The organism is Stutzerimonas nitrititolerans, assembly GCF_003696285.1.
GTDB classification, from domain to species: Bacteria; Pseudomonadota; Gammaproteobacteria; order Pseudomonadales; family Pseudomonadaceae; genus Stutzerimonas; species Stutzerimonas nitrititolerans.
Map to the genome: position 1 here is coordinate 58,127 of NZ_RFFL01000017.1, position 25,661 is coordinate 83,787.

Here is a 25,661-nt window from a genome sequence, read left to right on the forward strand (position 1 = left end):
GGAAGTTTATGGATGAACAAGCCTCTGCACCCCGACCAGCTACGCAGCCTGACGCCCCTCAATGCGCTGTCGTCCCGACAGTTGCAGGAGTTGCGCAAGCAGTTGATCCCCCAACCCTTGCTCGCGGGAGAGCTGCTGTTCGGACCGGACAGCGCCCCGACGTCCAGCTATTTTCTGCTTGCCGGTGCGCTTGCATTGCAGCACGACGATGGCGAGGAGTGGCGTCTGCACGCCGGTACGATGGAAAGCCTCCATGCTCTCTCGGCCGGCTCGCGGGTAAGGCGGATACGGGCGCTGGACGATTGCAGCCTGCTGGTCATCGACAGCGGCGAGCTGGATCGCTTGCTGGCCTGGCGCCAGAGTTATCAGGATCTGCTGCTGGAGCTTGCCATGGCGGGCGAGCTCACGGATTGGCTGGAGGAGGCGCTGGAGAACCCGCTGTTCGCCAAGGTACCTCCGGAAAATATTCGACGCATGCTCGGCGAGCTCGAGAGCATCGAGCTGCCGGCTGGATATGAATTGCTGCGCGAGGGCGAGGGCGGCGATTGTTGCTATTTCCTCAAATCCGGTCGGGCAGAGGTCATCAGCGGCGTCGGCAGCGACCGGCAGGTGGTGGCCGAACTGGAAGTGGGCGCCTGTTTCGGCGAGGAGGCGTTGTTGAGCGAGCGTCCGCGCAACGCCAGCGTCACGTTGCTCGAGGATGGCAGCGTGTTGCGCCTTTCGCGCCAGGCGTTTCTCGCCCTGCTGAAGGCTCCGGTGGTGGCGGAGATCGATTATGCGGCGGCCACCGACCTGATCGATGCAGGCGCCCAATGGCTCGACGTGCGACTGCTCGAGGAGTACCAGCACGGACACGCGACCATGGCACTGAACATGCCGCTGCACCTGTTGCGACTCAAGGCCCGCTTGCTGGATGGCAGCAGGACCTATCTCTGTTACTGCGACAGCGGCAAGCGCAGCTCCAATGCGGTCTTTCTGCTGGCGCAACTGGGTTTCACCGTCCATGCGCTGAAGGGCGGGCTGGATGCCTTGACGGCGGGGCAGCGCCAAACCTTGCTGAGCGAGCAGGGCAGTGGCTATGTAGCGCGTTCGGGAGGGCGAATCGAGCGCAGCGATTAGTCGCCATTCGTCGCTGTCATTCCTCAGAACAGGGCCAGCGCCCAGCCGGCAGCGCTGCCACCGGCAACCACCAGCCAGGCCGGCCATTTCCAGACTGCCAGGGCCATCAGGGCAAGCAGCGCCACGGCGAAGTCGGCCAGGCTGAAGATGGCATGGGTCCATACCGGATCGTAAAGGGCGGCAAGTAGCAGGCCGACCACTGCGGCGTTCACCCCAGCCAGCGCCGCTCGCATGGACTGGTTGTTGCGCAGACGTTCCCAGAACGGCAAGAAGCCGCTCACCAGCAGGAACGAAGGGGCGAAAATCGCCACCAGGCAGATCAGCGAGCCGGCCCAGCCGCTCGGCGTGTCCTGCATCGAGGCGCCGAGGAAGGCCGCGAAGGTGAACAGCGGGCCAGGCACCGCTTGGGCCGCTCCATAACCTGCGAGAAAGCTGTCGTTGTTCACCCAGCCGCTGGAGACGACCTCGGTTTGCAGCAATGGCAGCACCACATGGCCGCCGCCGAACACCAGCGAGCCGGCACGATAGAAGGCATCGATCAGCGCCAGCACCTGGCTCGACGATGCCTTGGCGAGAACCGGCAAGGCGATCAGCAGCGCGAAGAACAGCCCCAGCAGTACCAGGCCAAGACGGCGACCCACGGGTGAGCCTGTGGCCCTGGCGGGTTGTGTAGCGGCGGGATGAATCAGCACGCGACCGAGCAGGCCGGCGAAGAGGATGACCGCCAGCTGTGTCCAGACAGCGGCCAACAGCAGCACCGCCGTGGCCGCTGCCAAAGCCATGGCGATACGCAGTCGGTCGGTACAGAGATTGCGCGCCATGCCCCATACGGCATGGGCGACTATTGCCACCGCCACGATCTTCAGCCCCTGCAGGATGCCTGCCGGCAGTGCCTCGCCCCAGCTCGAGATGCCCAGCCCGAACAGCGTCAGCGCGAGGGCCGAAGGCAGCGTGAAGCCGGCCCAGGCCGCCAGCGCACCAGGAAAGCCGCCACGCAGCAGGCCGATGGCCAGCCCCACCTGGCTGCTGGCCGGGCCGGGAAGGAACTGGCAAAGCGCAACCAGATCGGCGTAGCCGCTTTCGTCGAGCCAGCGCCGCCGGGTCACGAACTCTTCGCGAAAGTAGCCCAGGTGCGCCACCGGACCACCGAAGGAGGTCAGGCCCAGGCGCAGGAAAATCAGGAAAAGCACCCAGCGACTCGCGGGCTGCGGCTCGCTGTTATCGTCAATCGTCATGCAAGGTTCGTTTGGTCGGAAGCGCCATGGCTTGGCGGAAAGGATAGCGGCCGAATGTGACAACTCCAATACGAGACCCCACTGTAGGAGCGAGCTTGCTCGCGATCAGCCATCACAGCCTGAAGGAATCCGCTCCCTCAATCCATCACTCGCTCAGGCCAGGAATCCGCCACCAGGAACAACCGCTCGCATTCCTCCCAATGGCCTTCGCGGCCAGGCTGCAGGTGCACCAGCAGTTGGGGGCGCTGTTCGAGCGAGGTTTGCCGCAGCCAGGCGTCGAGGGCCGCAGGCGGCCAGATATCCGCTTCGGCCAGGCGCGCCGGCGACAGCCAGGCGCTGCGTGGTAGTGGTTGCCAATGATGGTTCGGCCGCGCGGCATGAAAGGCCGGCCAGTCGGCCACGCGCAGCCAGCGGCCGCGCAGATGGCTCGGATTGGCGCCCGCAGGGGATGCGCAGCCGTCGGGCCAGGGTTCGAACAGGTAGCCGCCGAGCCAGAGGGCGCTCGTCACGTCGCTGCAGGTCAGCTCGGCAAGCACGGCCCGGGCCCGAGGATCGGCCGAGAGGGGCAGCTGGTGATTGCACAGGCGTTGGAGCTTGGTATCCAGGCGATCCTGGCCGCCGGGGCCGATCCAGTGGTCGTGCCGGGTGCAGTCGCCCTCGCCGAGACCGAGGTAGAACTTCACCGCCAGTTCCAGGTGGTGCACGCCCTGGGCATCCCGCAGCAACAGGTCCAGCTCGCCGAGCGTGTGGTTCGCCTGGCGAATCGGCAGGTTGGCGATCAGCAATTCGACATCCGGCGCTTGGCACAGCGCGAATTGCCAGAGGCGTTCGTAGTAGGTACCGAGCCGCCGCAGGTTGTTCTGCGCGAGCCAGGTATGGAGCGCTGATGGTTGCTCGTCCAGGCGCAGCAGCCAGTCGGCCAGCAACCCCGGCTCGCTGCTCCAGCGGCTGGCGCTGAGTGGATGGCGCTGGCACCAGGGGCCTTCGCCAAGCAGGGGCGGGGAAAGGATCGCCCACGCGAGATCGCGCACCTGTGGATGGCGTAGTCTCGAAGGAAAGTCGGCAAGGCTGGCGAGGGTCATGCCTTGAGCATAGCCTAGGGTCTGTTGACGTTTCGCTCGCGACCGCGCCGGAGCCTGTTTTTGCACGGAGCAAGGCATGAGGAGAGAAGTTTGGTCATTCCAAATGAACGACGAACAACGCAGCGCCGCGCAAAAGCAGGCCCGGCCCTTTGGGTGGGGCCGCCTAGGTTGCGCGGCAAATATCGCCATGCGGCTTTGCGGGACTTGGCAAGGGAATGACCATTGCCTGCGTCCCGCGCCTTGCCTGGCGATATTTGGCGCAGCAACGCGACTCGCGCCGAAACGTCAACAGACCCTAGGGCCGTGTGCGAAACGGCAACGGACCCCGGTTTGCCGCTGCCTCGGCCTTTCCCCCATAATCCGGCGCCTGTGTGGCGGTGGCCGTAGTTGAACTCGGTGATGCCGTTGCTACCCAAGCAATTGCCGGCTACGGATCGCTGTGGCCATTGCCGGTGCGTCAGTGTCGCTAGCCTAGGAAACCTCAATGGAGCAATTTCGCAATATCGGCATCATCGGTCGCCTGGGCAGCACCCAGGTGCTGGACACGGTTCGCCGGCTCAAGAGATTTCTTGTCCAGCGCCATGTACACGTGATCCTCGAGGAGAACATCGCCGAACTGCTCCCCGGCCACGGCATGCAGGTTTCCTCGCGGCAGCGACTGGGCGAATCCTGCGACCTGGTCATCGTCGTGGGCGGCGACGGCAGTATGCTGGGCGCGGCCCGCGCCATGGCCAAGCATCGCGTGCCGGTGCTGGGCATCAACCGTGGCAGCCTGGGCTTTCTCACCGACATCCGTCCCGATGAGCTGGAAGAGAAGGTCGCCGAGGTGCTCAACGGCCAGTACATGCTGGAAAACCGCTTCCTGCTCGAAGCCCAGGCGCGCCGCTTCGACGAGGCGATCGGGGAGGGGGATGCACTTAACGACGTGGTGCTGCATCCCGGCAAGTCCACCCGGATGATCGAGTTCGAGCTGTACATCGAGGGCCAGTTCGTCTGCAGCCAGAAGGCCGACGGCCTGATCATCGCCACGCCGACCGGCTCCACTGCCTATTCGCTGTCCGCCGGCGGCCCGATCATGCATCCACGCCTGGATGCGATCGTTGTGGTGCCGATGTATCCGCATACGCTGTCGAGCCGGCCGATAGTGGTGGACGGCAACAGCGAGCTGAAGATCGTGATCTCACCGAACATGCAGATCTACCCGCAGGTGTCCTGCGACGGCCAGAACCATTTCACCTGCGCCCCCGGCGATACCGTCACGGTGCGCAAGAAACCGCAGAAGCTGCACCTGATTCACCCGCTCGACCACAACTACTACGAAGTCTGCCGCACCAAACTCGGCTGGGGCAGTCGGCTTGGCGGAGGCGACTGATGTTGGTCGATCCGGCCCGCAGCTATGACCTGATAGGCGATGTGCATGGCTGTGCGCACACACTGGCGCACCTGCTCGATGCCATGGGTTACCGCAAGCAGCGTGGCGTCTGGCGTCATTCCGAGCGCCAAGTGATTTTCCTGGGCGACATCATCGACCGTGGCCCGCGAATCCGCGAGGCGCTGCATCTGGTATGGGACATGGTCGATGCGGGCCAGGCCCATTGCATCATCGGCAATCACGAATTCAACGCGCTCGGCTGGTACATGCCGGCTCCGCTGGAAAGCGGCAAGGCCTTCGTGCGCGAACATTCGCCCCGTTTCGCCATGCTGCTGCAGGAAACCTTCGATCAGTTCGAAGCCTATCCGGATGAGTGGAAAGCCTTTCGCGACTGGTTCTACGAGCTGCCGCTGTACTTGGAGAACGACAGGTTTCGCGTGGTGCATGCCTGCTGGGACAGCGCGGTCATCGACCGGCTGCGCCCGCGTCTGGAGAACGGCTGCCTCGATCCGGCATTCGTCAGGGAGGCGGGCATCGACGGCGGGTTCGCCTGCAAGGCACTGGATCGATTGCTGCGCGGCACCGACATGCCGCTGCCCGACGGGCTGACCATGACCAGCGAAGAAGGCTTCGTGCGGACCTTCTTCCGCACCAAATTCTGGGAAGCCAATCCATCCACCTACGGTGATGTGGTGTTCCAGCCGGGCGGCTTGCCGGAGCAGGCGGCACGGGTGCCTCTTTCGCAGCGGCAGAAGAGTAGCTTGTTCCTCTACGGTCCCGACGAGCCGCTGTTGTTCGTCGGGCATTACTGGCGTCGAGGCACTCCCGGTCCGATCCGCGACAATCTCGCTTGTCTGGATTACAGCGCAGTGAAATACGACAAGCTGGTGGCCTACCGGCTCGACCAGGAAACCCGCCTCGATCCGGCGAAGTTCGTCTGGGTCGACGTGCAACGATAGGAGTCACACCTTGGTAGCTGTCGAGGCGTTGCGCCTGCCGATATCGGAAGATCTGAGCGGGTTCCTGGCCCTGTTGCGGCGCCTGCAGGTGCCTTGCCGGGTCTCCGAAGAGGCGGGTGAGCAGGTGTTGCGGGTGCCGGGCGAGCTGGCCGAGCAGGTTCGCCAGCTGTATGCGCAATATCCACAGGGCGACGGCACGCTGGTGGCCGAGCAGCCGCCCAGGCGCACGGGTGGGTTCGTGGCCAGCCTGCGTGCCAACCGCTTCACTGCCGGGGTGTTACTGGTGACCCTGGTCGTCGCGGCGATCACCTTGCTGGGGGAGCATTTCCCCACGATCCGCTGGTTCAGCTTCACGGACTTTCGCATCGAAGGCGAATACGCCTACTTCGCCACGCTGGAGCAGACCCTGGCCGAGGGCGCCTGGTGGCGATTGCTGACGCCGATATTCCTGCATTTCGGTTTACTGCACCTGGCCATGAACAGTATGTGGTACTGGGAGCTGGGCCGCCGCATCGAGCATCGCCAGGGGGCGCCGATGCTGCTCGGGCTGACGCTGCTGTTCGGTCTGGTATCCAACCTGTCGCAGTACCTGTTCGGCGGCCCGGGAATCTTCGGTGGTCTGTCGGGCGTGCTCTACGGGCTGCTCGGCCACTGCTGGCTGTTCCAGAAACTGGCCCCGGACGAGGCGTACCGCCTCCCTCCGGGCGTGGTGGTGTTGATGCTGATCTGGCTGGTGGTGTGCCTGAGCGGCGCCATCGAAGTGCTCAGCTTCGGCACCATGGCAATCGCCAACGCGGCGCATGTTTCCGGGCTCGTTGCTGGCTGCGTGACGGGCGTGGTCGGTGGGCTGCTGGCAAGCAGGGCCAGGCGATAGCTTTCTTTCTGAACCGCTTGGCTGACGGGCGGTCTACCCGCTTGGCTGTCAGGAGAACATCGGTTGTCGATTTCACGCATCTGTACCATCGCGTTACTGCTTTTCATCACCATCACCACGGCTCAGGCGCGCGAGTATCGCTATAGCGATGCGCACCTGCATTTCGTGGATTTCTTCCAGGAAAGCGACGGCACCGCGAAGCTCATCGAGGCGATGGATGCCGGCGGCATCGACCATGTGATGATCAGCGGCATTCCGGTTGCCAAGAAATGGCACGAGAACGAACCCAAGCGGCCACGCTACTATGCCGGCGATGACGCGCCGGTGTACTGGTACAGCGCGACCGACGTGATAGTCGCGGCCGCCATGAACGAACTGGATGCGGAGCAGCGCAAGCGCTTCCATCCCTTCCTGTCTGGCTTCAACCCCAACGACAAGAATGCCGATGCGCATATCCGGCGCATGCTCGAGCTGGATCCCGGTCTCTGGCAGGGGATCGGCGAAGTGTTCACACGTCACGATGACATCACGGCTCTGACCGAAGGCGATACCCCACGCGCCAACAATGAGGCGCTGGCACGGGTCTATCACCTGGCGAGCGAATTCGACCTGCCGGTGATGCTGCATTCCAACATCACCTCCAAGCGCGAACGCAATCCGCTGTACCTGGCCGAACTGGAAGAGCCGTTGCGCAATCACCCCCATACCCGCTTCATCTGGGCGCATGCCGGTACCAGCATGGAACTGCATCGCCATCAGGAGAAACTGGATTTCCTGCTGCCTACGGTCTCGCGTCTGCTCGACGACTATCCCAACCTTTACATCGATCTGTCCTGGACCATGCTGCGGCCTTACCTGCTGGACGCGTCCGGCAAGCCTCGGAAGGCATGGCTGGAGCTGGTCGAGCGCCATCCGACACGCTTCATGCTCGGCAGCGACGTGGTGGGGCGCTTCGACAACCTTGCCGAAGGCATGCAGGCCTTCGAGCCTTTCCTCGATGCCTTGCCGGAGGAGGTGGCCCATCAGGTGGCGCGGGACAATTTCCTCGCCATCCTGCCGCGCAAAGACCAGGCGTCGATTCGCTGAGCCCGGTCTCGCGTCATGGCCCTGGTATTACAGGCGCAGCAGTTCTCTCCGCTAACTCGGCTAGCTAGCCGTTGATCTGAATAGCCTGGTCGCGCGCTTTCGCGTCTGAAGCCCGGCGTTCGTCGTCGTTTCGTCGCATATGCGCTGTGACGACGACGGACCTGGTCGGCGCGGAGGCTGGGCATCCCTGCCCAAGGGGCGTAGTATCCGGCGGTTTTCAGCGGACGAGCAGGCGATTGGTCGCTGGCCGGAATGGCCGTTGCGCATGCTGAAGAAAGCCGTCCGGCCCCTAAAAGCACGAGATGTGTTCAATGTCTGATCTACCCACCCGTTTTTTCCGCTTTCTCAACCGTACCAGTCTGGTCGTCCAGATCATTGTCGGTCTCGTCGCCGGCTGTGTGGTGGCGCTGCTTTTCCCTGCGGCGGCCCAGTCGCTCAGCCTGCTGGGAGACCTGTTCGTCCAGGCGCTGAAATCGGTTGCGCCGGTTCTGGTCTTCGCGCTGGTGACCGCCTCGCTGGCCAATCATCGGCGCGGCCAGCCGACGCATGTGCGTCCTATCCTGTTGCTGTACGCGCTGGGCACCCTGAGCGCGGCGGTCGTCGCAGTCGTGGCTAGCTTCCTGTTTCCCACCGGTCTGGAACTGGTCAGCGACACGGCGGACATAACGCCACCGTCGGGCGTTGCTGCGGTGCTGAAGACCCTGCTGTTCAATGTGGTGGATAACCCGGTGCGGGCGCTCATCGATGGCAACTACATCGGCATTCTGGCCTGGGCGATCGGTCTTGGCTTTGCGTTTCGCCATGCCGGAGAAAGCACGCGTCAACTGACTGCGGATCTGTCCGCGGGGGTGTCGTTGATCGTCAAGGTGGTGATCCGTTTCGCGCCGCTGGGTGTGTTCGGCCTAGTGACCGGCACCCTGGCCCAGTCGGGCTTCGCGGTGCTGCTGGGTTACTTGCAGCTCCTGCTGGTACTGGTGGGCAGCATGCTGTTCCTGGCATTGGTGATCAATCCACTGATCGTGTACTGGCAGATTCGCCACAATCCATACCCGCTGGTATTCACCTGCCTGCGTGAAAGCGGTATCACGGCGTTCTTCACGCGCAGTTCGGCGGCGAACATTCCGGTGAACATGCAGCTTTGCCAGCGCCTGGGTTTGCACAAGGAAACCTATTCGGTGTCGATTCCGCTGGGGGCCACCATCAACATGGGGGGCGCGGCAATCACCATCACGGTGTTGACCCTGGCAGCCGTGCATACGCTGGGCATTCAGGTGGACGTTCCTACCGCGATTCTGCTGAGCCTCCTGGCAGCCGTCTGTGCCTGCGGCGCCTCGGGTGTGGCGGGTGGTTCGCTGCTGCTGATTCCGTTGGCCTGCAGCCTTTTCGGAATTTCCAATGACCTCGCCATGCAGGTGGTGGCGGTAGGTTTCATCATTGGCGTGGTGCAGGATTCGGTCGAAACGGCGCTGAACTCCTCGACCGACGTGCTGTTTACCGCCGCTTCCTGCATCGCCCATGGCGATACCGTCGAAGTGGAAGACCAGCAATCGGTGTGAACCAGGGGTTGGCCATACGCTGCCAGCCTTCGACTTGAGCTCAAACGAAAACGCCCCGATCGGATCGGGGCGTTTTCGTTATTGCTGCTGTCGTTCGATCAGCCTTTCCAGCGCTTGAGCACCAGGGTGGCGTTGGTGCCGCCGAAACCGAAGCTGTTGCTCATCACGGTGTCGATCTGTGCGTTCTCGCGCGTCTCGCGAACGATCGGCATGTCGGCGACTTCAGGGTCCAGCTCGTCGATGTTCGCCGAGCCGGCGATGAAGTTGCCCTGCATCATCAGCATGCAGTAGATCGCCTCGTGAACACCGGCAGCGCCCAGCGAGTGGCCGGACAGGCTCTTGGTCGAGCTGATGGACGGGACCTTGTCGCCGAACATGTTGCGCACGGCCTTGATCTCCGCCACGTCGCCCACTGGCGTGGAAGTGCCATGGGTGTTGAGGTAGTCGATCGGGCCTTCGACGGTGGCCATCGCCTGCTGCATGCAGCGCAGCGCGCCTTCACCGCTCGGGGCAACCATGTCGTAGCCGTCGGACGTGGCGCCGTAGCCGACGATTTCCGCGTAGATCTTGGCGCCGCGCTTGAGTGCGTGCTCCAGCTCCTCGACCACCACCATGCCGCCACCGCCGGCGATGACGAAACCGTCACGCTTGGCGTCGTAGGCGCGGGAGGCTTTTTCCGGCGTGTCGTTGTACTGGCTGGAGAGGGCGCCCATGGCATCGAACAGGCAGCTCTGGCTGTAGTGCTCTTCTTCACCGCCGCCGGCGAAGACCACATCCTGCTTGCCCATCTGGATCTGCTCCATGGCATGGCCGATGCAGTGTGCGCTGGTGGCGCAGGCCGAAGCGATGGAGTAGTTGATGCCCTTGATGCGGAACGGGGTGGCCAGGCAGGCCGAGACGGTGCTGCTCATGGTGCGCGGCACGCGGTATGGGCCGATGCGCTTGACGCCCTTGTCGCGCAGGATGTCAATGGCTTCCATCTGGTTGATGGTCGAGGCACCGCCCGAGCCGGCGATCAGGCCGATGCGCGGATTGGAGATGTCATCGGCGCTGAGACCCGAATCTTCCAGAGCCTGCTGCATGGCGAGATAGGCGTAGGCCGCCGCATCACCCATGAAACGCAGGACCTTGCGGTCGATGAGCTCTTCCAGGTTCAGATTGACCGAGCCGGAAACCTGACTGCGCAAACCCATGTCCGCGTAAGCCTGATTGAAACGAATACCAGGGCGGCTGGCGCGCAGATTGGCGGAGACGGTCTCTTTGTCATTGCCAAGGCAGGAAACGATACCCAGGCCGGTGATCACGACACGACGCATGCGGATGTCCTTCAGAAGCTGTCGGTAGAGGTGAACAGGCCGACGCGCAGGGCTTCGGCACTGTAGATCTCGCGGCCATCGACGCTGACGGTGCCGTCGGCGATGCCGAGGATCAGCGAGCGACTGATGGTGCGCTTGATATGGATGTTGTAGGTGACCTTCTTCGCGGTCGGCAGGACCTGACCGAAGAACTTGACTTCACCCGAGCCCAGGGCGCGACCGCGACCGGGGTTGCCCTGCCAGCCGAGGTAGAAGCCGACGAGCTGCCACATGGCATCCAGACCCAGGCAGCCAGGCATGACCGGATCGCCTTCGAAATGGCAACCAAAGAACCAGAGGTCAGGATTGATATCCAGTTCGGCGACCAATTCGCCTTTGCCGTACTTGCCGCCCACTTCGCTGATATGAACGATGCGATCGACCATCAGCATGTTCGGTGCGGGCAGTTGCGCATTACCGGGTCCGAACAATTCGCCGCGGCTGCAACGAAGCAGATCTTCCCGAGTAAAGGCCTGTTGTTTGGTCATGCGTATTCCTCAATGGTCCCTCTTGCATGGAGGGGCTTGCTGCTTTCGTCCGTCCCAATCGGGGACCGGATTATAAGACTAGACATAGACTGCCGCCTTGCGCCTAAAGTCACAGGGCGAGGCGTGCCGATGCCGTCCGCTGCCTCCCGAGGTGGCATGAGGGGAGAAACGGGCGGCTACTTTAACACTCCTCGCCTGATGACGAGACCTCGTGATTGTCCGATTCCTCGAGGGTGGCGACCGATGTTCCGGCCAGGCCGGCGCGGCACGCGGGCAAATTGCCGAACGTTCAGGATTTATGACCGCAAATGTAACCTGATGATTCGCCTGTTTCCGCTGTCGGCTGGCTGCCGAACGTGCGCGACGTATAATGCGCGGCACTGCCACGCTGACAGGCCAACGCAGGTGGTTTTTCAACAGCCTGTTAATTACGGAAAACTCATGACAGAACAACCAATAGGGGTACTTGGCGGTGGCAGCTTCGGCACCGCGATCGCCAATCTGCTGGCCGAGAACGGTCACAGGGTCCAGCTCTGGATGCGAGATCCCGAACAGGCGGAGATCATTCGTAGCCAGCGGCAGAACCCGCGCTACCTGAAGGGGGTGACGGTGGCGGCGCTGGTCGAGCCGGCCACCGATCTGGAACAGGTGCTCGAGCGTTGCGAGCTGATTTTCGTGGCGCTGCCCTCCAGCGCATTGCGGCAGGCGTTGCAACCCTTCGCGCAGCGGTTGTTGGGCAAGATGCTGGTGAGTACCACCAAGGGCATCGAGGCCGAGGGCTTCATGCTGATGAGCCAGATACTGGAGCAGATCGCCCCGCAAGCCAGAATCGGCGTGTTGTCGGGGCCGAACCTGGCCCGTGAGATAGCCGAGCATGCGCTGACCGCCACGGTGGTGGCGAGTGCCGACGAGGGGCTCTGTGCGCAGGTCCAGGCGGTGTTGCATGGGCGCACCTTTCGCGTGTATGCCAGTACCGATCGTTTCGGAGTGGAGCTGGGCGGTGCCCTGAAAAACGTCTACGCGATCATGGCGGGGATGGCCGCGGCGCTGGGCATGGGCGAAAACACCCGCAGCATGCTGATCACGCGGGCGCTGGCCGAAATGACCCGCTTCGCGGTCAGGCTCGGCGCCAATCCCATGACTTTCCTCGGCCTGGCCGGGGTCGGGGATCTGATCGTGACCTGCACTTCCGCGAAAAGCCGCAACTTCCAGGTCGGGCACGCGCTTGGCGAAGGGCTGAGCCTTGAGCAGGCGGTCTCTCGCCTGGGAGAGGTCGCCGAAGGCGTCAATACTATCAAGGTGCTGAAGAACAAGGCCGAAGAGCTGCAGGTATACATGCCTCTGGTGGCCGGGTTGCATGCCATCCTCTTCGAGGGCTGTACGCTCGAACAGGTCATCGCGCTGCTGATGCGCGGCGAACCCAAGACCGACGTGGATTTCCTGTCCACCGAAGGCTTCTGAGAATCACCACGGAGACTCTTTGATGAATCATTCGAAAAGCACTGCCGAGCGCGAGTCGCTGGTCCTTCGGACGATCTGGATGCTGGTGTTCTTCTTCGTCTGGCAGCTGGCCGAGGTGGTACTGCTGGTGGTCGTGGTCGTGCAGTTGATCCAGCGCTGTATCAGCGGCGAACCCAGCCGGACCCTGCAGGAATTCGGTGACAGCCTCAGCCAGTACATTGCGCAGATCGGCCGTTTCGGCACTTTCAATACCGAGCGCAAGCCCTGGCCGCTGTCCGACTGGCCAACACCGCGACCGGCGGATATGGAAACAGCCGTGAGTCCTGTCGCCGACGAGCCGAAGAACGAGGCACAGCCATGAAAATCTGGCTGTTGCGTCACGGGGAGGCCGAGCCGCGCGCGCGTACCGATGCACAGCGCTGCCTGACCGAGGCGGGTCGCAATGAGGTCCGTCGCAGCGCCGCTCACCTGGTTGGGCGGCCGTTGCAGACGATCCTCGCCAGTCCTTATGTGCGGGCCCAGCAGACGGCCGAGCTGGTGCGTGAAGTGCTCGGCTTCGGCGGCATGGTGGAAACCGTGCCCTGGATGACGCCCGATTCCGACGTCGACGACGCCATGCTCTACCTGTCCCGGCGCAGCGAAAACGATCTCCTGCTGGTGACCCATCAACCCTTCGTGGGAGCCTTGGGCGGCTGGCTGGTGAGCGGCCAGCGCAGCGACGCGCTGCCGATGGCGACCGCGAGCCTGGCCGAGCTGGAAGGCGAGGGCGTCGCGGCCGGTTTGATGCATCTGCGTTCGCTGCGTCATCCGAACAAATAACGACAAGAAGGAAACGCCCTTGAGTATCTGGCAGCGCCAACCTGATCTCGAACAGCTCAGCGTCAGCGGCAGCAACTCCATCGTCGAACTGCTCGACATTCGTTTCGAAGCGTTCGACGAAGAGTCCATCACCGCCAGCATGCCGGTGGATTCACGCACCCATCAGCCCTACGGCCTGCTGCATGGCGGGGCCTCGGTGGTACTGGCGGAAACGCTGGGCTCCATGGCCAGCCACCATTGCATCGATCCCGAGCGCTTCTACTGCGTAGGGCTGGAGGTCAACGCCAACCATTTGCGCGGCCTGCGCAGCGGACGTGTCACCGCCGTGTGCCGACCGGTACACCTCGGGCGCTCTACTCACGTCTGGGACATTCGCCTGAGCGGCGAGGATGGCAAGCCGAGCTGCATTTCGCGGCTGACCGTCGCAGTGGTGCCACTGGGAGCCGATCGGCCGGGTCGATAACCGGCGCCGCTGGCGCCTTGTTTGGCGTGACTGCCACCTATTCCGCCAGTAGGGCTGATTGCCGCATGGGAAGAGCTGCCAGACAATGGAGCACCTTTTCCGTCTTGCCTTGAGCTCATGTCGCAACCCATCTTCTTCGCCCACGCCAACGGCTTTCCTGCGGGCACCTATCGCAAGCTGTTCGGGGCGCTGGCCCCGGATTACCGCGCCATTCATCTCGATAGGCACGGCCATGATCCGCGCTTTCCCGTGGACGACAACTGGCAGAACCTGGTCGACGAACTGATCGAACAGCTCGCGGCGCTGGACGAGCCGGTCTGGGGCGTCGGTCATTCTCTGGGTGGCATGCTGCATTATCACACCGCGCTGCAGCGCCCCGAGTTCTACCGGGGTGTGGTCATGCTCGATTCACCGATGCCCACCTGGCTCGACCAGGCCATCATCTGGACCGCCAAGCGCCTGGGCTTCATCGACAGCCTGACACCGGCCGGCCGTACCCTGGGCCGCCGCGAACAGTTCGCCAGCGCCGACGAGGCCCGAGAGTACTTTGTCGGCAAGACACTGTTCCGAGCTTTCGATCCGGATTGCCTGGAGGCCTATATCGAACATGGCCTGGTCGCCAGCGAGCAGGGTGTGCGCCTGCGCTTCGACCCCGAAACCGAAATTCGCATCTACCGCAGCGTGCCGCATGTCACGCCCGGTTGGCCGCATGCCCTGAAGATCCCTCTGGCGGTGGTGCGGGGGCGCGAGAGCCGCGTGGTGCTGCCGCACCATGCCTATCTGGCGCGTCTGATGGCGCATGGCGAGATGCACACCTTGCCCGGTGGCCACATGTTCCCGCTGGAGCATCCGCACGATACCGCCGCGCTGCTCAGGCGCCTGTTCTCGCGCTGGAGCGAACTGCCCGCCGGACAGCGAGGGGCGGCATGAGCCACACGTTCGAGGAGGTCCGACTGCGCCTGCCGCACCTGGAGGTGGCGGCGCATCTCTACGGCCCGGAGGACGGGAGGCCGGTCATCGCCCTGCATGGTTGGCTGGACAACGCCGCCAGCTTCAGCCGCCTGGCACCGTTGCTGAACGGTGTGCGCATCGTGGCGCTGGATTTGCCGGGGCACGGCCTTTCCGATCATCGCCCGCCAGGAGCCGGCTACAACATCTGGGACTATGCCCACGACATTCTGCAGACAGCCGAACAGTTCGGCTGGCAGCGCTTCTCGCTGCTCGGCCACTCGTTGGGTGGTATCGTCTCGGTGCTGCTGGCCGGCGCCATGCCCGAGCGCATCGAGCGGCTGGCGCTGATCGACGGAGTGATTCCCTATACCGGCGAGGCGGAGTCCGCGCCGCGGAAACTGGGCGAGGCGCTGCGCGCGCTGCTGGCGGTCGAGCGCAAGCGCAAGCCGGTCTATGCCCGCTTCGATCAGGCCGTGGCGGCGCGGATGAAAGGCGTCGGTGCGGTCAGCCGCGAAGCGGCCGAGCGGCTTGCCCAGCGCGGTCTGATGCCCGTGCCCGGTGGCTACACCTGGCGCACCGATCCGCGTCTTATGCTGCCTTCGCCGTTGCGCCTGACCCTTGCCCATGCGCAGGCCTTCGCGCAGCGGGTGGAATGCCCGACCAGCCTGATCATCGCCCGGCAAGGGTTGATGACCGACGCCAAGGTGATCGAGTTCATCGATTCGCTGCCCTTCGAGTCACATCGCTTGCACGGCGGGCACCACCTGCATCTGGACGATGACGAAGGCGCGGCGGCGATCGCGGCGGTTTTCAACCCCTTCTTCGCAAGCTGATCGGCGCAGCTCTGGGACCGAGCGCAAGAATCTGTCGCAAAGCCTTGCTTGACTTGGGTTTGCCAACTGGCGAGGCTGAAGTCATCGTCCAGTCTGGAAACCTGCCAATGACCGATCCCTACACCGCGGCCAGCGCCCATGGCCATGAAGTATTCGCCGCGTTCGAGGAGCTTCGCCTTGCCAGCAGGATGCTTGCTCATTATCTCGAGATGCAGGTGCCTATAACCCAGTCGATGCTGATCCGTTGAGGTTGTATATGCGAAGCGCATGGATTGCCGGATTGACCTTGCTCGGTTGCGTTGCAAGCGCCGCGGACCTGCCGGGCAGCTCGGACCTCGAAGGGCTGGCGCGCTTTCCGCAGTCTCAGATCGTCGGTTTCAAGCAGGACAGTGACGTGGAGCGGATCTATCCGCTGGATTCGATCAGGCGCATCAGTGGAAAGCTGCGCATGAGCGATCAGGTCAATGCCACGGGTGATCTGCTCGCCATCACCTATCAGTTGCCCGATCACCATTCGGGAATCGAGGCCTTCAGCCAGGCCCGCGAGCAGCTGGTCGAGCAGGGCGCGCAGCTGCTCTACTGGTGCGAAGGCCGTGCCTGCGGCTCGAGCAGCCTGTGGGCCAACCAGATTTTCCAGCGCTCGATGCTCTATGGCCCCGAAGCCCAGCAGGCGTTCCTGCTGGCGCGCGTGCCCGCCGAGGCGGACGATCTGGTCGCGCTGTACGGCATTACCCGTGGCAACGGCCGTCCCTATCTCCAGGTGGAAAGGCTGCAATCCGCCACGCCGCTGGGGGTGATACGACCGAACCCCGCGACCCTGTTGCGCCAGTTGGAAAGCACCGGGGAGTTACGCTTGCCGCTGCTGCCCGCCGAGCCTGTGGCAGACTGGGCGGCGCTGTTGGCCAATGTCCTGCGGCTCGACAGCACCATCCGCATCAGTCTGGGCGGCGAAGGGGCGCCGGCCTGGCGCGAGGCGCTGGTAGCCGAGCGCATATCCGCGCGGCGCCTGGAACTGGATGATGGCGACGAGGCCGGCTTGAGCATCATGCTCTTGCGTTAATCCGCCGTTGCGCTTGGAATACGGGATTCGTTTGGCGCGCCTTAGGGTCTATTTCCGTTTCTTGCGCGGCCGCGCCGGAGCCTATTTTTGCGCGAGGCAAGGCGCGAGGAGCGAAGTTTGGCATTCCAAATGAGCGACGAGGAACGCAGCATCGCGCAAAAACAGGCCCGGTCCTTCGGGTTGCGCGGCAAATAGCGCCATGCGGCGTTGCGGGTCTTGGCAAGGGAATGACCATTGCCTGCGTCCCGCGCCTTGCCTGGCGCTATTTGGCGCAGCAACGCGGCCCGCAACGAAACGGAAATAGACCCTAAACAAGGCGCGCCATTTTTCTTCTAGGATGCATGCATGCTCAACAATGATCGTCTGCTGGTGCAGATCCTGCTTCTGCTGTTGCTCGGTGCCTGCCTGTGGGTGCTGGCGCCGTTCGCTTCGGCGCTGTTCTGGGCCGCCGTGCTGGCGTTCGCCAGCTGGCCGCTGATGCGCCTGCTGACGCGCTGGTTGAACGGCAACGCGACGCTGGCGGCGACCGCGCTGACTTTCGTCTGGATGGTGCTGGTCGCCGTTCCGCTGGTCTGGCTGGGCTTCAATATCGCCGACCAGATTCGCGAGGCGAACATGCTCCTTCACAGCCTCCAGGTCGAAGGGCTGCCGCCGCCGCCGGACTGGTTGGGGGACGTGCCGCTGATCGGCGACAACCTGCTGGCGTTCTGGGATACGGTCGACGAGCAGGGCACAGCGCTGTTCGCCAGCGTGCGCCCCTATATCGGCCAAGTGGGCAACTGGCTGCTGATGCGCAGCGCGCGTATCGGCGCCGGAATGCTCGAACTGGCGCTGAGCCTGGTGCTGGTGTTCTTCTTCTACCGCGATGGCCCCAAGCTGGCGGCCTTCGTCCACAGCCTGCTGGATCGCCTGATCGGCAGCCGCGCCGATCACTATTTGGAGCTGGTTGCCGGCACCGTGCAGCGGGTGGTCAACGGCGTCATCGGAACTGCCGCCGCGCAGGCCGTGCTGGCCTACATCGGCTTCAGCATCGCCGGCATACCGGGTGCGCTGGTACTGGGCTTGCTGACCTTCGCCTTCAGCTTCCTCATGGTGCCTCCGCTGGTCTGGGGGCCTTCGGTGGCCTGGCTGATCTGGCAGGGCGAGTACGGCATGGCGATCTTCCTTGGTATCTGGGGCATGTTCGTCATCAGCGGCGTGGACAACGTGCTCAAGCCCTACCTCATCAGCCGGGGCGGCAACCTGCCGCTGGTGGTGGTATTGCTGGGGGTTTTCGGTGGCGTGCTGGCCTTCGGCTTCATGGGCCTGTTCCTCGGGCCGACGCTACTGGCGGTGGCCTACAGCCTGCTGGGCGACTGGGTGACCAAGGAAGTGCCCGAGGTCACCGCGCCCGAAAAGCTTCCGGGCAAGGGGCTGGAATAGGCTCGTGCGGTACCTGCCAGGCCGTCGAGAAAACGCCGGTGGTTCTCAGCGGCCTGTCACAGCTCGTCTCGTTCATATTTGTCGAGCGTGTCGCGGGCAATGATCCGACCCAGCATGATCAGCTCCGGCGCCTTGTAGAACTCGTAGAAGCGGCAGGCCCGCTTGGGAATGTTGACCAGCACGTTCGGCGGATAACCGGCGATCTTGTACTGCGTCAGGGACGACTGCATCACCTCGAAACTCTGGTTGATCAGCTCCAGCAGTGACGCGGGTCCGCCCACGTCGATCACTTTCGAACCTTCGGCCGATTTCGGTGCGCTCTGCCCGGAGGGCGCAGCCGCTACCTGGCTGTCGCTCGCCATGCCGCCGGCGTGGAGCTCGGTCAGGTGTTCTTCGAGTCCCTGTTCTTCCTTGCGCCAGAAGGGGATGTGGGCGCTGATGGAACCCATCATGGCGTCGAAGCGTCCCGGGCGGACGACTTCCGGCAAAGGGTACTGGCGATGATTGTTGGCGTTCAGGTTCACCGCGATGATCAGGTCGCTGTGGCTGGACACCACCGGCACGATCGGCAGCGGGTTGAGGATGCCGCCGTCGACCAGCATGCGGTTGCCCTGCATGACCGGTGTGAACAGGCTCGGAATGGCCGCCGAGGCACGCATGGCCTGTTCCAGGTTGCCTTCCTGGAACCAGATTTCCTGCTGGTTGGTCAGGTCGGCGGCCACGGCGGTGAAGGGAATCGGCAGGTCTTCGATGTCGATATCGCCGAGCATGTCGCGGATGCGCCCGAAGATCTTCTCCCCGCGGATGGCGCCCAGGCTGAAGCTGGGGTCGACCAGCCGCAGCACGTCCAGATAATCCAGGCTCTCGATCCATTCGCGGTATTCCGACAGCTTGCCCGCCGCGTAGATGCCGCCCACCACGGCGCCCATCGAACAGCCGGCGATACAGTCGATTTCGTAGCCCCGTGCGGTGAGTTCCTCGATGACGCCGATGTGCGCATAGCCCCGCGCCCCACCCGAGCCCAATACCAAGGCGACTGTCTTGCCCATGCTTTTCTCCCTGTTGGCGATGGTTCCTAGGGTCTGTTGCCGTTTCGTCGCGAGCCGCGTTGCTGCGAGAAATGGCAACAGACCCTAGCTTCACGCCTGAGGCGCCAGGCTTCAAGCGCTGGTGCGCATTCGGCAGCACGATGGAAACGGCTTGGGTTTGCCCAGCCGGCCAGTCGCGCCCTTTGCTACAATCATCGCCCGTTTTGCCAGCCGCGAGAGCCCTTCGATGAGCGAACCCATCCGCCTTACCCAATACAGCCATGGCGCCGGTTGCGGCTGCAAGATCTCGCCCAAGGTGCTGGACGTGATTCTCGCCGGCAGTGGCGCGCAGAATCTCGATCCGCGCCTGTGGGTGGGCAACGCATCGCGTGACGATGCCGCGGTGTATGGCATCGACGACGAGCGCGGCGTGGTTTCGACGACCGATTTCTTCATGCCCATCGTCGATGACCCCTTCGACTTCGGGCGCATCGCCGCCACCAACGCCATCAGCGACATCTACGCCATGGGCGGCGACCCGCTGATGGCCATCGCCATTCTCGGCTGGCCGGTGAACGTGCTGCCGCCCGAGGTCGCCCGCGAGGTGATCGCCGGTGGTCGTGCGGTCTGCGATGCTGCGGGCATCCCGCTGGCTGGCGGGCACTCCATCGATGCGCCCGAGCCCATCTTCGGCCTCGCGGTGACTGGCCTGGTGAACAAAGCGCAAATGAAGCGCAACGACACCGCTTCGGTGGGCTGCAAGCTCTATCTGACCAAGCCATTGGGCATCGGCATCCTGACCACGGCCGAGAAGAAGGCCAAGTTGCGGGCCGAGGATGTCGGCCGTGCCCGTGACTGGATGTGCACGCTCAATACCCCCGGCAGCCGCTTCGGCAAGCTCGACAGCGTGCGCGCCATGACCGACGTCACCGGCTTCGGCCTGCTCGGGCACCTGGTGGAGATGGCCGATGGCAGCGGCGTGACGGCGCGCATCGACTATGCACGGGTGCCGCGTCTCGAGGGTGTCGAATACTACCTGGAGCAGGGCTGCGTGCCGGGCGGTACCGGGCGCAATTTCGACAGCTATGGCGAGCGCATCGCCACGCTGGACGAGGCACACAGGCAGTTGCTCTGCGATCCGCAGACCAGCGGCGGGCTGCTGGTCGCCGTGGCGCCCGAGGGCGAGGCGGAGTTCCTGGCCGTGGCAGGCGAGCTCGGCCTGAAGCTGGAGCCGATCGGCGAGCTGGTCGAAGCCGGTACCTTCGCGGTCGAGGTTCGCTGATGCGCAGTGACACCGACAACTACCGCGCGCTGTTCCTCAATGACGTCCCCATGATGGATGCGCGGGCACCGGTGGAGTTCGCCAAGGGCGCCTTTCCCGGGGTCGTGAACCTGCCGCTGATGACCGATCTCGAACGGCAGAAGGTCGGCACCTGCTTCAAGCAGCATGGGCAGACGGCGGCCATCGAGCTTGGCAACCAGTTGGTCAGCGGCAGAACCAAGGACGAGCGGATTCAGGCCTGGGCCGATTTCGCCCGGAACAATCCGCAGGGCTACATCTACTGTTTCCGTGGCGGGCTTCGTTCGCAGATCGTCCAGCAATGGCTGAAGACCGAGGCGGGTATCGACTACCCGCGGGTGACCGGCGGCTACAAGGCGATGCGGCATTTCCTGCTCGACTCCCTCGAACAGGCGGCCGCCAACGAGGACTTCATTCTGGTCGGCGGCATGACCGGCACCGGCAAGACCGAAGTGCTGGCGCGCCTGGATCACAGCGTCGATCTGGAAGGGCTGGCCAATCACCGAGGTTCGAGTTTCGGCAAACGCGCCACCCCACAGCCGGCGCAGATCGATTTCGAGAATGCCCTGGCGATTCGCCTGTTGAAGATGCAGGCGGCCGGCACCCGGCAGTTCGTTCTCGAAGACGAAGCCCGTCTGGTGGGGCGCTGCTCGATTCCGCTGGCGCTGTTCCAGGGCATGCAACGTTATCCGCTGGTGTGGCTGGAGGACAGCCTCGAAGGCCGCGTCACGCGGATCCTGAAGGACTACGTGATCGATCTCTGTGCCGAGTTCGTTGTCGAACAGGGTGAGGAGGGCTTCGCTGCATTCGCCGAACGTCTGCAGCAGAGTCTGGACAATATCCACAAGCGGCTCGGCGGCGAGAACTACAAGCGCCTGGCGGCGATCATGGACCAGGCGCTCGCCGAGCAGGCCCGCAGCGGCTCGGTCGACCTGCATCGCGAATGGATAGAGGCATTGCTGAGGGACTACTACGACCCGATGTACGTCTATCAGCGTCAGAACAAGGCCTCGCGAATCGAATTCGCGGGCGAACAGGATGCCGTAGTGGAATTCCTCCGGCAGCGAGCGACACAAGTGAACCCGAGGACGTGACATGAAGAACTGGATCTGGCTATCAATGCTGGCAATCGCCCTGACCGGTTGTGCCGGCAAGACCGACTATCGCAACAGCTGCGCCACGCAACTGGATGCGGCCTGGCAGGAGCAGAGCCTCGCCGAGGCCGAAGGCTTTGCCGGCACCGTGAGCTATTCCAAGGCCCTGGCGCTGCTCACCGGCGCCAAGACCCAGCAGCAGTTCGAAGCCTTCCGTGGCTGCACCGAAAAGGCCAAGAAAGCGCGCTTCTATCTGCGCGAGTCCCGCGCCGGTCGTTGACCGATCTCGCCAGGTAAGGCGGATATCCGGGCTAGGGTCGGGCTATGGCGGAAGCGGCGGATGAGCCATTTCTCCAGCTCCGACCCGATCAACACCAGCGAGGCGGCTCCGAGGACACGCAGCCAGTCCTGGAGTCCCAGCGCCGTCGAGCCGAACAGGTTCTGCAGCGGCGTGCTGTAGGTGTAGAGCAGCTGCAGGGCGGCGCAGACGGCGATGCTCAGCAACACCCAGGAGTTGCCCAGAAGACCTTCGCGGTTGAGCACCGAACTGAACACGTGGCGGCTGCACAACAGGTAGAGCATCTCGCCGACCACCACCACGTTGACGGCCAGGGTACGGGCGTGTTCCAGAGATGTGCCACGTTCGAGTTCCCAGAGAAACAGGCCCAGGGCGCCGGCCGCCATCAGCAGCGAGACCATCACCACCCGCCAGACGAAAAACCCCGAGAGCAGCGCTTCCGATGGCGGCCGCGGCGGGCGGCGCATGATGCCGCGCTCGGTGGGTTCGGCGGCCAGCGCCAGGCTCAGGGTGCTGGAGGTCACCATGTTGATCCACAGCACCTGTACCGGCGTCAGCGGCAGCGCGAACTGGAATAGGATCGCGGCGATCACGATCAGCGCCTCGCCGCCGTTGGTGGGGAGCATGAAGAGGATGAATTTCTTCAGGTTGTCATAGACCGCGCGGCCCTCGCGCACCGCGTTGCCGATGGTGGCGAAGTTGTCGTCTGCCAGCACGATATCGGCGGCGTCCTTGGCCGCTTCGGTGCCCTTGCAGCCCATGGCCACGCCCACGTCGGCGCGCTTGAGTGCCGGCGCGTCGTTGACGCCGTCGCCGGTCATCGCCACCACTTCGCCGCAGGCCTGCATGGCGCTGACCAGGCGCAGCTTGTGTTCGGGACTGGCGCGGGCGAATACGTCGATTTCCAGCACTACCTGACGCAGCGCCGCGTCGTCCATCAGCGCCAGTTCCGCGCCGGTCAACGCCGGCTTGCCGACCCCGATGCCCAGCTGGGCGCCGATGACCCTGGCGGTGTCGGCATGGTCGCCGGTGATCATCTTCACGCGGATGCCGGCCGCATGGCATTCGGCGACCGCCGCGATGGCCTCGGTGCGTGGAGGATCGATGATGCCGACCAGCGCCAGCAGAGTGAAACCGCCCAGGTCGATATCCTCGAAGCCCAGCAGGCGTTGCTCGTCATCGACGCTTTTCTCGGCGAGCGCCAGCAGGCGCAGGCCACGCGCGGCAAGGTCGGTGATGCGGCGTCGCCAGTAGTCGGGGGCCAGCGGCTCATCGCCGGAGAGACCGCGCTGCTGGTTGCACATTTCCAGCAGGCGTTCGGGCGCGCCCACTACGAAGATGTGCGTGTGCCCGCTGCCATGGTGATTGAGGCTGGCGCGAAAACGGTGTTCGGATTCGAAGGGAATGCTGTCGCGGCACGCCCAGTTCGTGCTTTCGGTCGTTGCCTCCAGACCGGCCTTGCCGGCCAGCACCAGCAGCGCCGCCTCGGTCGGGTCGCCTTCCACTTGCCAGCCGCCGTCGATTTCGCGTAGCCGGGCGTCGTTGCACAACAGCCCGGTGCGAGCGACGTCGAGCAGCAATCGCCGGTCATCGGCAGCCAGCGGCTGGCCATCGCGGCTGAATTTGCCGAGCGCGGCGTAACCGACGCCGCTGACCTGGTATTGGCGGTCCGCGCAGACCAGGTGTTGCACGGTCATTTCGTTGCGGGTGAGGGTGCCGGTCTTGTCCGAGCAGATCACCGTCACCGAGCCCAGCGTCTCGACGGCTGGCAGCTGCCGCACGATCGCCTGCCTGCGCGCCATGCGCTGGACGCCGATGGCGAGCATCACGGTCATGATCGCCGGCAGCCCTTCGGGGATCGCCGAGGCGGTCAGGGCCACCGCCATCATGAACATTTCCCCTGGCGGGTGGCCGCGCCAGAGCGTACCCAGCACGAAGGTGGCCGCGACCATCAACAGGATGACCGCCGCCAGCCAGCGGCCGAAGCGGTCGATCTGCCGCAGCAAGGGCGTGGATATGGCCTGCACCTGGGTCAGCATCCGGTTGATCCGGCCCAGCTCGGTGTCCGCACCGGTGGCTACCACCAGGCCGCTGGCCTGGCCATACACAACCAGGGTGCCGGACCAGGCCATGCCGCTGCGATCGCCAAGCGGGGCGTCCGGCTCGACGGCATCGGCGGTCTTCTCCATGGGCAGCGATTCGCCGGTCAGCGCCGCTTCCTCGACCCGCAGGTTGCGTACCTCCAGCAGGCGCAGATCGGCCGGCACCTTGTCGCCCGAGGCCAGCAGCACGATATCGCCGGGCACCAGTTTGCCGGCATCGACCTCCACCCGCTTGCCGTCGCGCAGGACCGTGGCGCGGGTCGACAGCAGCTTGCGAATGCTGTCGAGCGCCGACGCCGCCTTGCCTTCCTGGATGAAACCGATCACCGCGTTGACCAGCACGGCGGCGAAGATCACCGCGGTATCGACCCAGTGGCCGAGCAGGGCGGTGACCACCGAGGCGAACAGCATGATGTAGAGCAGGACGTTGTGAAACTGGTGCAGGAAACGTATCAGCGGCCCGCGCGGCTTGATGCCGGGCAGCTGGTTGGCGCCGTAGCGCTGCAGTCGCCGGTCGGCTTCGTCGCCGGTGAGCCCTTCCGGCTGGCAATCGAGATGTGCCAGGCACTGTTCGGCGCGAAGGGCGTGCCAGAGGGCTTTGTCCGCGGGTTCCATAGGCAGGATTCCGGCTTGGAAATGAACGACCCTACTTAACGTGCGGCTTTCCAGGCAAGACCTGGTTCGCATGCTTTGTCAGTAAAGATTGCCGTTGCTTGGCGTGCCGCCGGCGCGCCAGTAGGATCGCCGGACTGACTGGGGAAGGGGTGTTTCATGCGTGCGAAGCTCGAGGCCTGTCTGGCCGGCGTCAACCAGATCGTGCTCGGCAAGGAGCCACAGGTGCGGCTGGCGCTGACCTGCCTGCTGGCGCGTGGGCATCTGCTGGTCGAAGACCTGCCCGGCATGGGCAAGACCACGCTCAGCCACGCCCTGGCGCAGATACTGGGGCTCGAGTTCCAGCGCATCCAGTTCACCTCCGATCTGTTGCCGGGCGACATTCTCGGGACCTCGGTGTTCGACAAGGACAGCGGCCAGTTCGTGTTCCACCCGGGGCCGATCTTCGCCGAGCTGGTGCTGGCCGACGAGATCAATCGCGCCACCCCGAAAAGCCAGAGTGCCCTGCTCGAGGCGATGGAGGAGGGCCAGGTGACCATCGAGGGCGCCACGCGACCCTTGCCCGAACCCTTCTTCGTGATCGCCACGCAGAACCCGGTCAGTTCCGGCGGCACCTTCGCCTTGCCGGAATCGCAGCTCGACCGTTTCCTCATGCGCCTGTCCCTGGGCTATCCGGCGCAGGCGGCGGAAAGGGCACTGCTGCTCGGCGATTCGCGCCGCGCGTTGCTGACCCGCCTGGAGCCCTTGCTCGATCACGCCGGCTTGCTGGCGATTCAACAGGCGGTGACCGAGGTACGGGTGAGTGATGCGCTGGTCGATTACGTGCTGCGGCTGGTGGAAGCCACGCGGACCCAGCCGCAGTTCGCCTGGGGCCTGTCGCCGCGCGCCAGCCTGGCGTTGCTGGCCGCAGCGCGCGCCTGGGCATTCGTCGACGGCCGCGACTACGTGATACCGGAAGACGTGCAGGCGGTGCTGCCCGCGGTGGTCGGCCATCGTCTGCGCGAGCGCAGCGACCCCACCGGCCATGGCGGTGGCGCGCTGGTGAACTGGTTGCTGCGCGAGGTGCCTGCGCTCTGATGGGCAGGTCCGCAG

The 25,661-nt window shown here is 64.3% G+C and carries 25 protein-coding genes; 19 read left to right on the plus strand and 6 right to left on the minus strand.

Annotated features, from left to right (window positions below; all coding sequences use genetic code 11):
* Positions 1 to 12 precede the first annotated feature (12 nt).
* The gene (locus EA795_RS18515) at positions 13 to 1,119 is read left to right on the plus strand and encodes a cyclic nucleotide-binding domain-containing protein (protein WP_122078876.1); all 1,107 of its coding nucleotides are present in this window, start codon (positions 13 to 15) and stop codon (positions 1,117 to 1,119) included.
* A gap of 23 nt (positions 1,120 to 1,142) precedes the next feature.
* On the opposite strand, the gene chrA is transcribed toward EA795_RS18515, so the two are convergent.
* The gene (chrA, locus tag EA795_RS18520; RefSeq protein WP_122078878.1) at positions 1,143 to 2,354 is read right to left on the minus strand and encodes a chromate efflux transporter; all 1,212 of its coding nucleotides are present in this window, start codon (positions 2,352 to 2,354) and stop codon (positions 1,143 to 1,145) included.
* A gap of 137 nt (positions 2,355 to 2,491) precedes the next feature.
* A complete protein-coding gene (locus EA795_RS18525) occupies positions 2,492 to 3,436 on the minus strand; it encodes a DUF1853 family protein (RefSeq protein ID WP_122078879.1) in 945 nt (314 codons plus the stop codon).
* 484 nt (positions 3,437 to 3,920) lie between these two features.
* On the opposite strand from EA795_RS18525, the gene EA795_RS18535 reads away from it, so the two are divergent.
* The 5 genes from EA795_RS18535 to sstT all read left to right on the plus strand — a co-directional run bounded on the left by EA795_RS18535 (position 3,921) and on the right by sstT (position 9,283).
* Entirely contained in the window at positions 3,921 to 4,808 is an 888-nt protein-coding gene (locus EA795_RS18535; protein ID WP_014853201.1) for an NAD(+) kinase, read from the plus strand.
* Complete coding sequence (locus tag EA795_RS18540) at positions 4,808 to 5,767, plus strand: metallophosphoesterase (protein WP_122078881.1); 960 nt, start codon at positions 4,808 to 4,810, stop codon at positions 5,765 to 5,767. The genes EA795_RS18535 and EA795_RS18540 overlap by 1 nt, the downstream gene beginning before the upstream one ends.
* A 10-nt stretch (positions 5,768 to 5,777) precedes the next feature.
* On the plus strand, positions 5,778 to 6,641 hold the full coding sequence (locus EA795_RS18545; protein WP_122078882.1) for a rhomboid family intramembrane serine protease: 864 nt from the start codon (positions 5,778 to 5,780) through the stop codon (positions 6,639 to 6,641).
* A gap of 63 nt (positions 6,642 to 6,704) precedes the next feature.
* Positions 6,705 to 7,727, plus strand: coding sequence for an amidohydrolase family protein (locus tag EA795_RS18550; protein WP_058074948.1), 1,023 nt, complete (start codon positions 6,705 to 6,707; stop codon positions 7,725 to 7,727).
* 311 nt (positions 7,728 to 8,038) lie between these two features.
* Positions 8,039 to 9,283: a serine/threonine transporter SstT gene (sstT, locus tag EA795_RS18555; protein WP_058076697.1), complete on the plus strand. Its 1,245-nt coding sequence runs from the start codon at positions 8,039 to 8,041 to the stop codon at positions 9,281 to 9,283.
* Between the two features lie 98 nt (positions 9,284 to 9,381).
* On the opposite strand, the gene fabB is transcribed toward sstT, so the two are convergent.
* The gene (fabB, locus tag EA795_RS18560; protein WP_058074946.1) at positions 9,382 to 10,599 is read right to left on the minus strand and encodes a beta-ketoacyl-ACP synthase I; all 1,218 of its coding nucleotides are present in this window, start codon (positions 10,597 to 10,599) and stop codon (positions 9,382 to 9,384) included.
* An 11-nt stretch (positions 10,600 to 10,610) separates the two neighbouring features.
* A complete protein-coding gene (gene fabA / locus EA795_RS18565; protein WP_014853195.1) occupies positions 10,611 to 11,126 on the minus strand; it encodes a 3-hydroxyacyl-[acyl-carrier-protein] dehydratase FabA in 516 nt (171 codons plus the stop codon).
* A 441-nt stretch (positions 11,127 to 11,567) separates the two neighbouring features.
* Between fabA and EA795_RS18570 the strand changes: the two genes are divergently transcribed.
* The 9 genes from EA795_RS18570 to EA795_RS18605 all read left to right on the plus strand — a co-directional run bounded on the left by EA795_RS18570 (position 11,568) and on the right by EA795_RS18605 (position 18,135).
* Positions 11,568 to 12,587, plus strand: a complete 1,020-nt coding sequence (locus EA795_RS18570) for an NAD(P)H-dependent glycerol-3-phosphate dehydrogenase (RefSeq protein WP_122078884.1) — start codon at positions 11,568 to 11,570, stop codon at positions 12,585 to 12,587.
* Positions 12,588 to 12,609: 22 nt separating this feature from the next.
* Positions 12,610 to 12,948: a DUF4389 domain-containing protein gene (locus tag EA795_RS18575; protein WP_058074944.1), complete on the plus strand. Its 339-nt coding sequence runs from the start codon at positions 12,610 to 12,612 to the stop codon at positions 12,946 to 12,948.
* Complete coding sequence (gene sixA / locus EA795_RS18580; protein WP_058074943.1) at positions 12,945 to 13,406, plus strand: phosphohistidine phosphatase SixA; 462 nt, start codon at positions 12,945 to 12,947, stop codon at positions 13,404 to 13,406. Before EA795_RS18575 ends, sixA begins: the two co-directional genes overlap by 4 nt.
* Positions 13,407 to 13,425: 19 nt before the next feature.
* A complete protein-coding gene (locus EA795_RS18585) occupies positions 13,426 to 13,869 on the plus strand; it encodes a hotdog fold thioesterase (protein WP_122078885.1) in 444 nt (147 codons plus the stop codon).
* A 117-nt stretch (positions 13,870 to 13,986) separates the two neighbouring features.
* The gene (locus EA795_RS18590) at positions 13,987 to 14,799 is read left to right on the plus strand and encodes an alpha/beta fold hydrolase (protein WP_122078887.1); all 813 of its coding nucleotides are present in this window, start codon (positions 13,987 to 13,989) and stop codon (positions 14,797 to 14,799) included.
* Complete coding sequence (locus EA795_RS18595) at positions 14,796 to 15,653, plus strand: alpha/beta fold hydrolase (RefSeq protein ID WP_122078888.1); 858 nt, start codon at positions 14,796 to 14,798, stop codon at positions 15,651 to 15,653. Before EA795_RS18590 ends, EA795_RS18595 begins: the two co-directional genes overlap by 4 nt.
* Positions 15,654 to 15,760: 107 nt before the next feature.
* Positions 15,761 to 15,901: a hypothetical protein gene (locus EA795_RS21075; RefSeq protein ID WP_158601314.1), complete on the plus strand. Its 141-nt coding sequence runs from the start codon at positions 15,761 to 15,763 to the stop codon at positions 15,899 to 15,901.
* An 8-nt stretch (positions 15,902 to 15,909) separates the two neighbouring features.
* Positions 15,910 to 16,713 carry a DUF4892 domain-containing protein gene (locus tag EA795_RS18600; RefSeq protein WP_122078890.1) on the plus strand — a complete coding sequence of 268 codons (804 nt, stop codon included), beginning with the start codon at positions 15,910 to 15,912 and terminating at the stop codon, positions 16,711 to 16,713.
* A 345-nt stretch (positions 16,714 to 17,058) separates the two neighbouring features.
* Positions 17,059 to 18,135: an AI-2E family transporter gene (locus EA795_RS18605; protein WP_122078892.1), complete on the plus strand. Its 1,077-nt coding sequence runs from the start codon at positions 17,059 to 17,061 to the stop codon at positions 18,133 to 18,135.
* A 56-nt stretch (positions 18,136 to 18,191) separates the two neighbouring features.
* Here the strand turns inward: EA795_RS18605 and EA795_RS18610 are convergent, their stop codons facing one another.
* Entirely contained in the window at positions 18,192 to 19,184 is a 993-nt protein-coding gene (locus tag EA795_RS18610) for a patatin-like phospholipase family protein (RefSeq protein WP_058074937.1), read from the minus strand.
* A gap of 226 nt (positions 19,185 to 19,410) precedes the next feature.
* On the opposite strand from EA795_RS18610, the gene selD reads away from it, so the two are divergent.
* Genes selD through EA795_RS18625 form a run of 3 tightly spaced genes read left to right on the plus strand, consistent with a single transcriptional unit; the run spans position 19,411 to position 21,837 of the window.
* The gene (gene selD / locus EA795_RS18615) at positions 19,411 to 20,445 is read left to right on the plus strand and encodes a selenide, water dikinase SelD (protein WP_058074936.1); all 1,035 of its coding nucleotides are present in this window, start codon (positions 19,411 to 19,413) and stop codon (positions 20,443 to 20,445) included.
* Complete coding sequence (gene mnmH / locus EA795_RS18620) at positions 20,445 to 21,557, plus strand: tRNA 2-selenouridine(34) synthase MnmH (protein ID WP_122078893.1); 1,113 nt, start codon at positions 20,445 to 20,447, stop codon at positions 21,555 to 21,557. The genes selD and mnmH overlap by 1 nt, the downstream gene beginning before the upstream one ends.
* A gap of 1 nt (position 21,558) precedes the next feature.
* A complete protein-coding gene (locus EA795_RS18625; protein WP_014853183.1) occupies positions 21,559 to 21,837 on the plus strand; it encodes a hypothetical protein in 279 nt (92 codons plus the stop codon).
* On the opposite strand, the gene EA795_RS18630 is transcribed toward EA795_RS18625, so the two are convergent.
* On the minus strand, positions 21,807 to 24,572 hold the full coding sequence (locus EA795_RS18630; protein WP_240645044.1) for a cation-transporting P-type ATPase: 2,766 nt from the start codon (positions 24,570 to 24,572) through the stop codon (positions 21,807 to 21,809). The genes EA795_RS18625 and EA795_RS18630 overlap by 31 nt on opposite strands.
* A gap of 156 nt (positions 24,573 to 24,728) precedes the next feature.
* Between EA795_RS18630 and EA795_RS18635 the strand changes: the two genes are divergently transcribed.
* Positions 24,729 to 25,646, plus strand: coding sequence for an AAA family ATPase (locus tag EA795_RS18635; RefSeq protein ID WP_014853181.1), 918 nt, complete (start codon positions 24,729 to 24,731; stop codon positions 25,644 to 25,646).
* Positions 25,647 to 25,661: the final 15 nt, after the last annotated feature.

Excerpts from the sequence above, each read along its gene's own strand:
- EA795_RS18515 (WP_122078876.1), top strand. The coding sequence starts at position 13 with ATGAACAAGCCTCTGCACCCCGACCAGCTACGCAGCCTGACGCCCCTC.
- chrA (WP_122078878.1), bottom strand. The coding sequence starts at position 2,354 with ATGACGATTGACGATAACAGCGAGCCGCAGCCCGCGAGTCGCTGGGTG.
- EA795_RS18525 (WP_122078879.1), bottom strand. The coding sequence starts at position 3,436 with ATGACCCTCGCCAGCCTTGCCGACTTTCCTTCGAGACTACGCCATCCA.
- EA795_RS18535 (WP_014853201.1), top strand. The coding sequence starts at position 3,921 with ATGGAGCAATTTCGCAATATCGGCATCATCGGTCGCCTGGGCAGCACC.
- EA795_RS18540 (WP_122078881.1), top strand. The coding sequence starts at position 4,808 with ATGTTGGTCGATCCGGCCCGCAGCTATGACCTGATAGGCGATGTGCAT.
- sstT (WP_058076697.1), top strand. The coding sequence starts at position 8,039 with ATGTCTGATCTACCCACCCGTTTTTTCCGCTTTCTCAACCGTACCAGT.
- fabB (WP_058074946.1), bottom strand. The coding sequence starts at position 10,599 with ATGCGTCGTGTCGTGATCACCGGCCTGGGTATCGTTTCCTGCCTTGGC.
- fabA (WP_014853195.1), bottom strand. The coding sequence starts at position 11,126 with ATGACCAAACAACAGGCCTTTACTCGGGAAGATCTGCTTCGTTGCAGC.
- EA795_RS18570 (WP_122078884.1), top strand. The coding sequence starts at position 11,568 with ATGACAGAACAACCAATAGGGGTACTTGGCGGTGGCAGCTTCGGCACC.
- EA795_RS18575 (WP_058074944.1), top strand. The coding sequence starts at position 12,610 with ATGAATCATTCGAAAAGCACTGCCGAGCGCGAGTCGCTGGTCCTTCGG.
- sixA (WP_058074943.1), top strand. The coding sequence starts at position 12,945 with ATGAAAATCTGGCTGTTGCGTCACGGGGAGGCCGAGCCGCGCGCGCGT.
- EA795_RS18590 (WP_122078887.1), top strand. The coding sequence starts at position 13,987 with ATGTCGCAACCCATCTTCTTCGCCCACGCCAACGGCTTTCCTGCGGGC.
- EA795_RS18595 (WP_122078888.1), top strand. The coding sequence starts at position 14,796 with ATGAGCCACACGTTCGAGGAGGTCCGACTGCGCCTGCCGCACCTGGAG.
- EA795_RS21075 (WP_158601314.1), top strand. The coding sequence starts at position 15,761 with ATGACCGATCCCTACACCGCGGCCAGCGCCCATGGCCATGAAGTATTC.
- EA795_RS18600 (WP_122078890.1), top strand. The coding sequence starts at position 15,910 with ATGCGAAGCGCATGGATTGCCGGATTGACCTTGCTCGGTTGCGTTGCA.
- EA795_RS18605 (WP_122078892.1), top strand. The coding sequence starts at position 17,059 with ATGCTCAACAATGATCGTCTGCTGGTGCAGATCCTGCTTCTGCTGTTG.
- EA795_RS18610 (WP_058074937.1), bottom strand. The coding sequence starts at position 19,184 with ATGGGCAAGACAGTCGCCTTGGTATTGGGCTCGGGTGGGGCGCGGGGC.
- selD (WP_058074936.1), top strand. The coding sequence starts at position 19,411 with ATGAGCGAACCCATCCGCCTTACCCAATACAGCCATGGCGCCGGTTGC.
- mnmH (WP_122078893.1), top strand. The coding sequence starts at position 20,445 with ATGCGCAGTGACACCGACAACTACCGCGCGCTGTTCCTCAATGACGTC.
- EA795_RS18625 (WP_014853183.1), top strand. The coding sequence starts at position 21,559 with ATGAAGAACTGGATCTGGCTATCAATGCTGGCAATCGCCCTGACCGGT.
- EA795_RS18630 (WP_240645044.1), bottom strand. The coding sequence starts at position 24,572 with ATGGAACCCGCGGACAAAGCCCTCTGGCACGCCCTTCGCGCCGAACAG.
- EA795_RS18635 (WP_014853181.1), top strand. The coding sequence starts at position 24,729 with ATGCGTGCGAAGCTCGAGGCCTGTCTGGCCGGCGTCAACCAGATCGTG.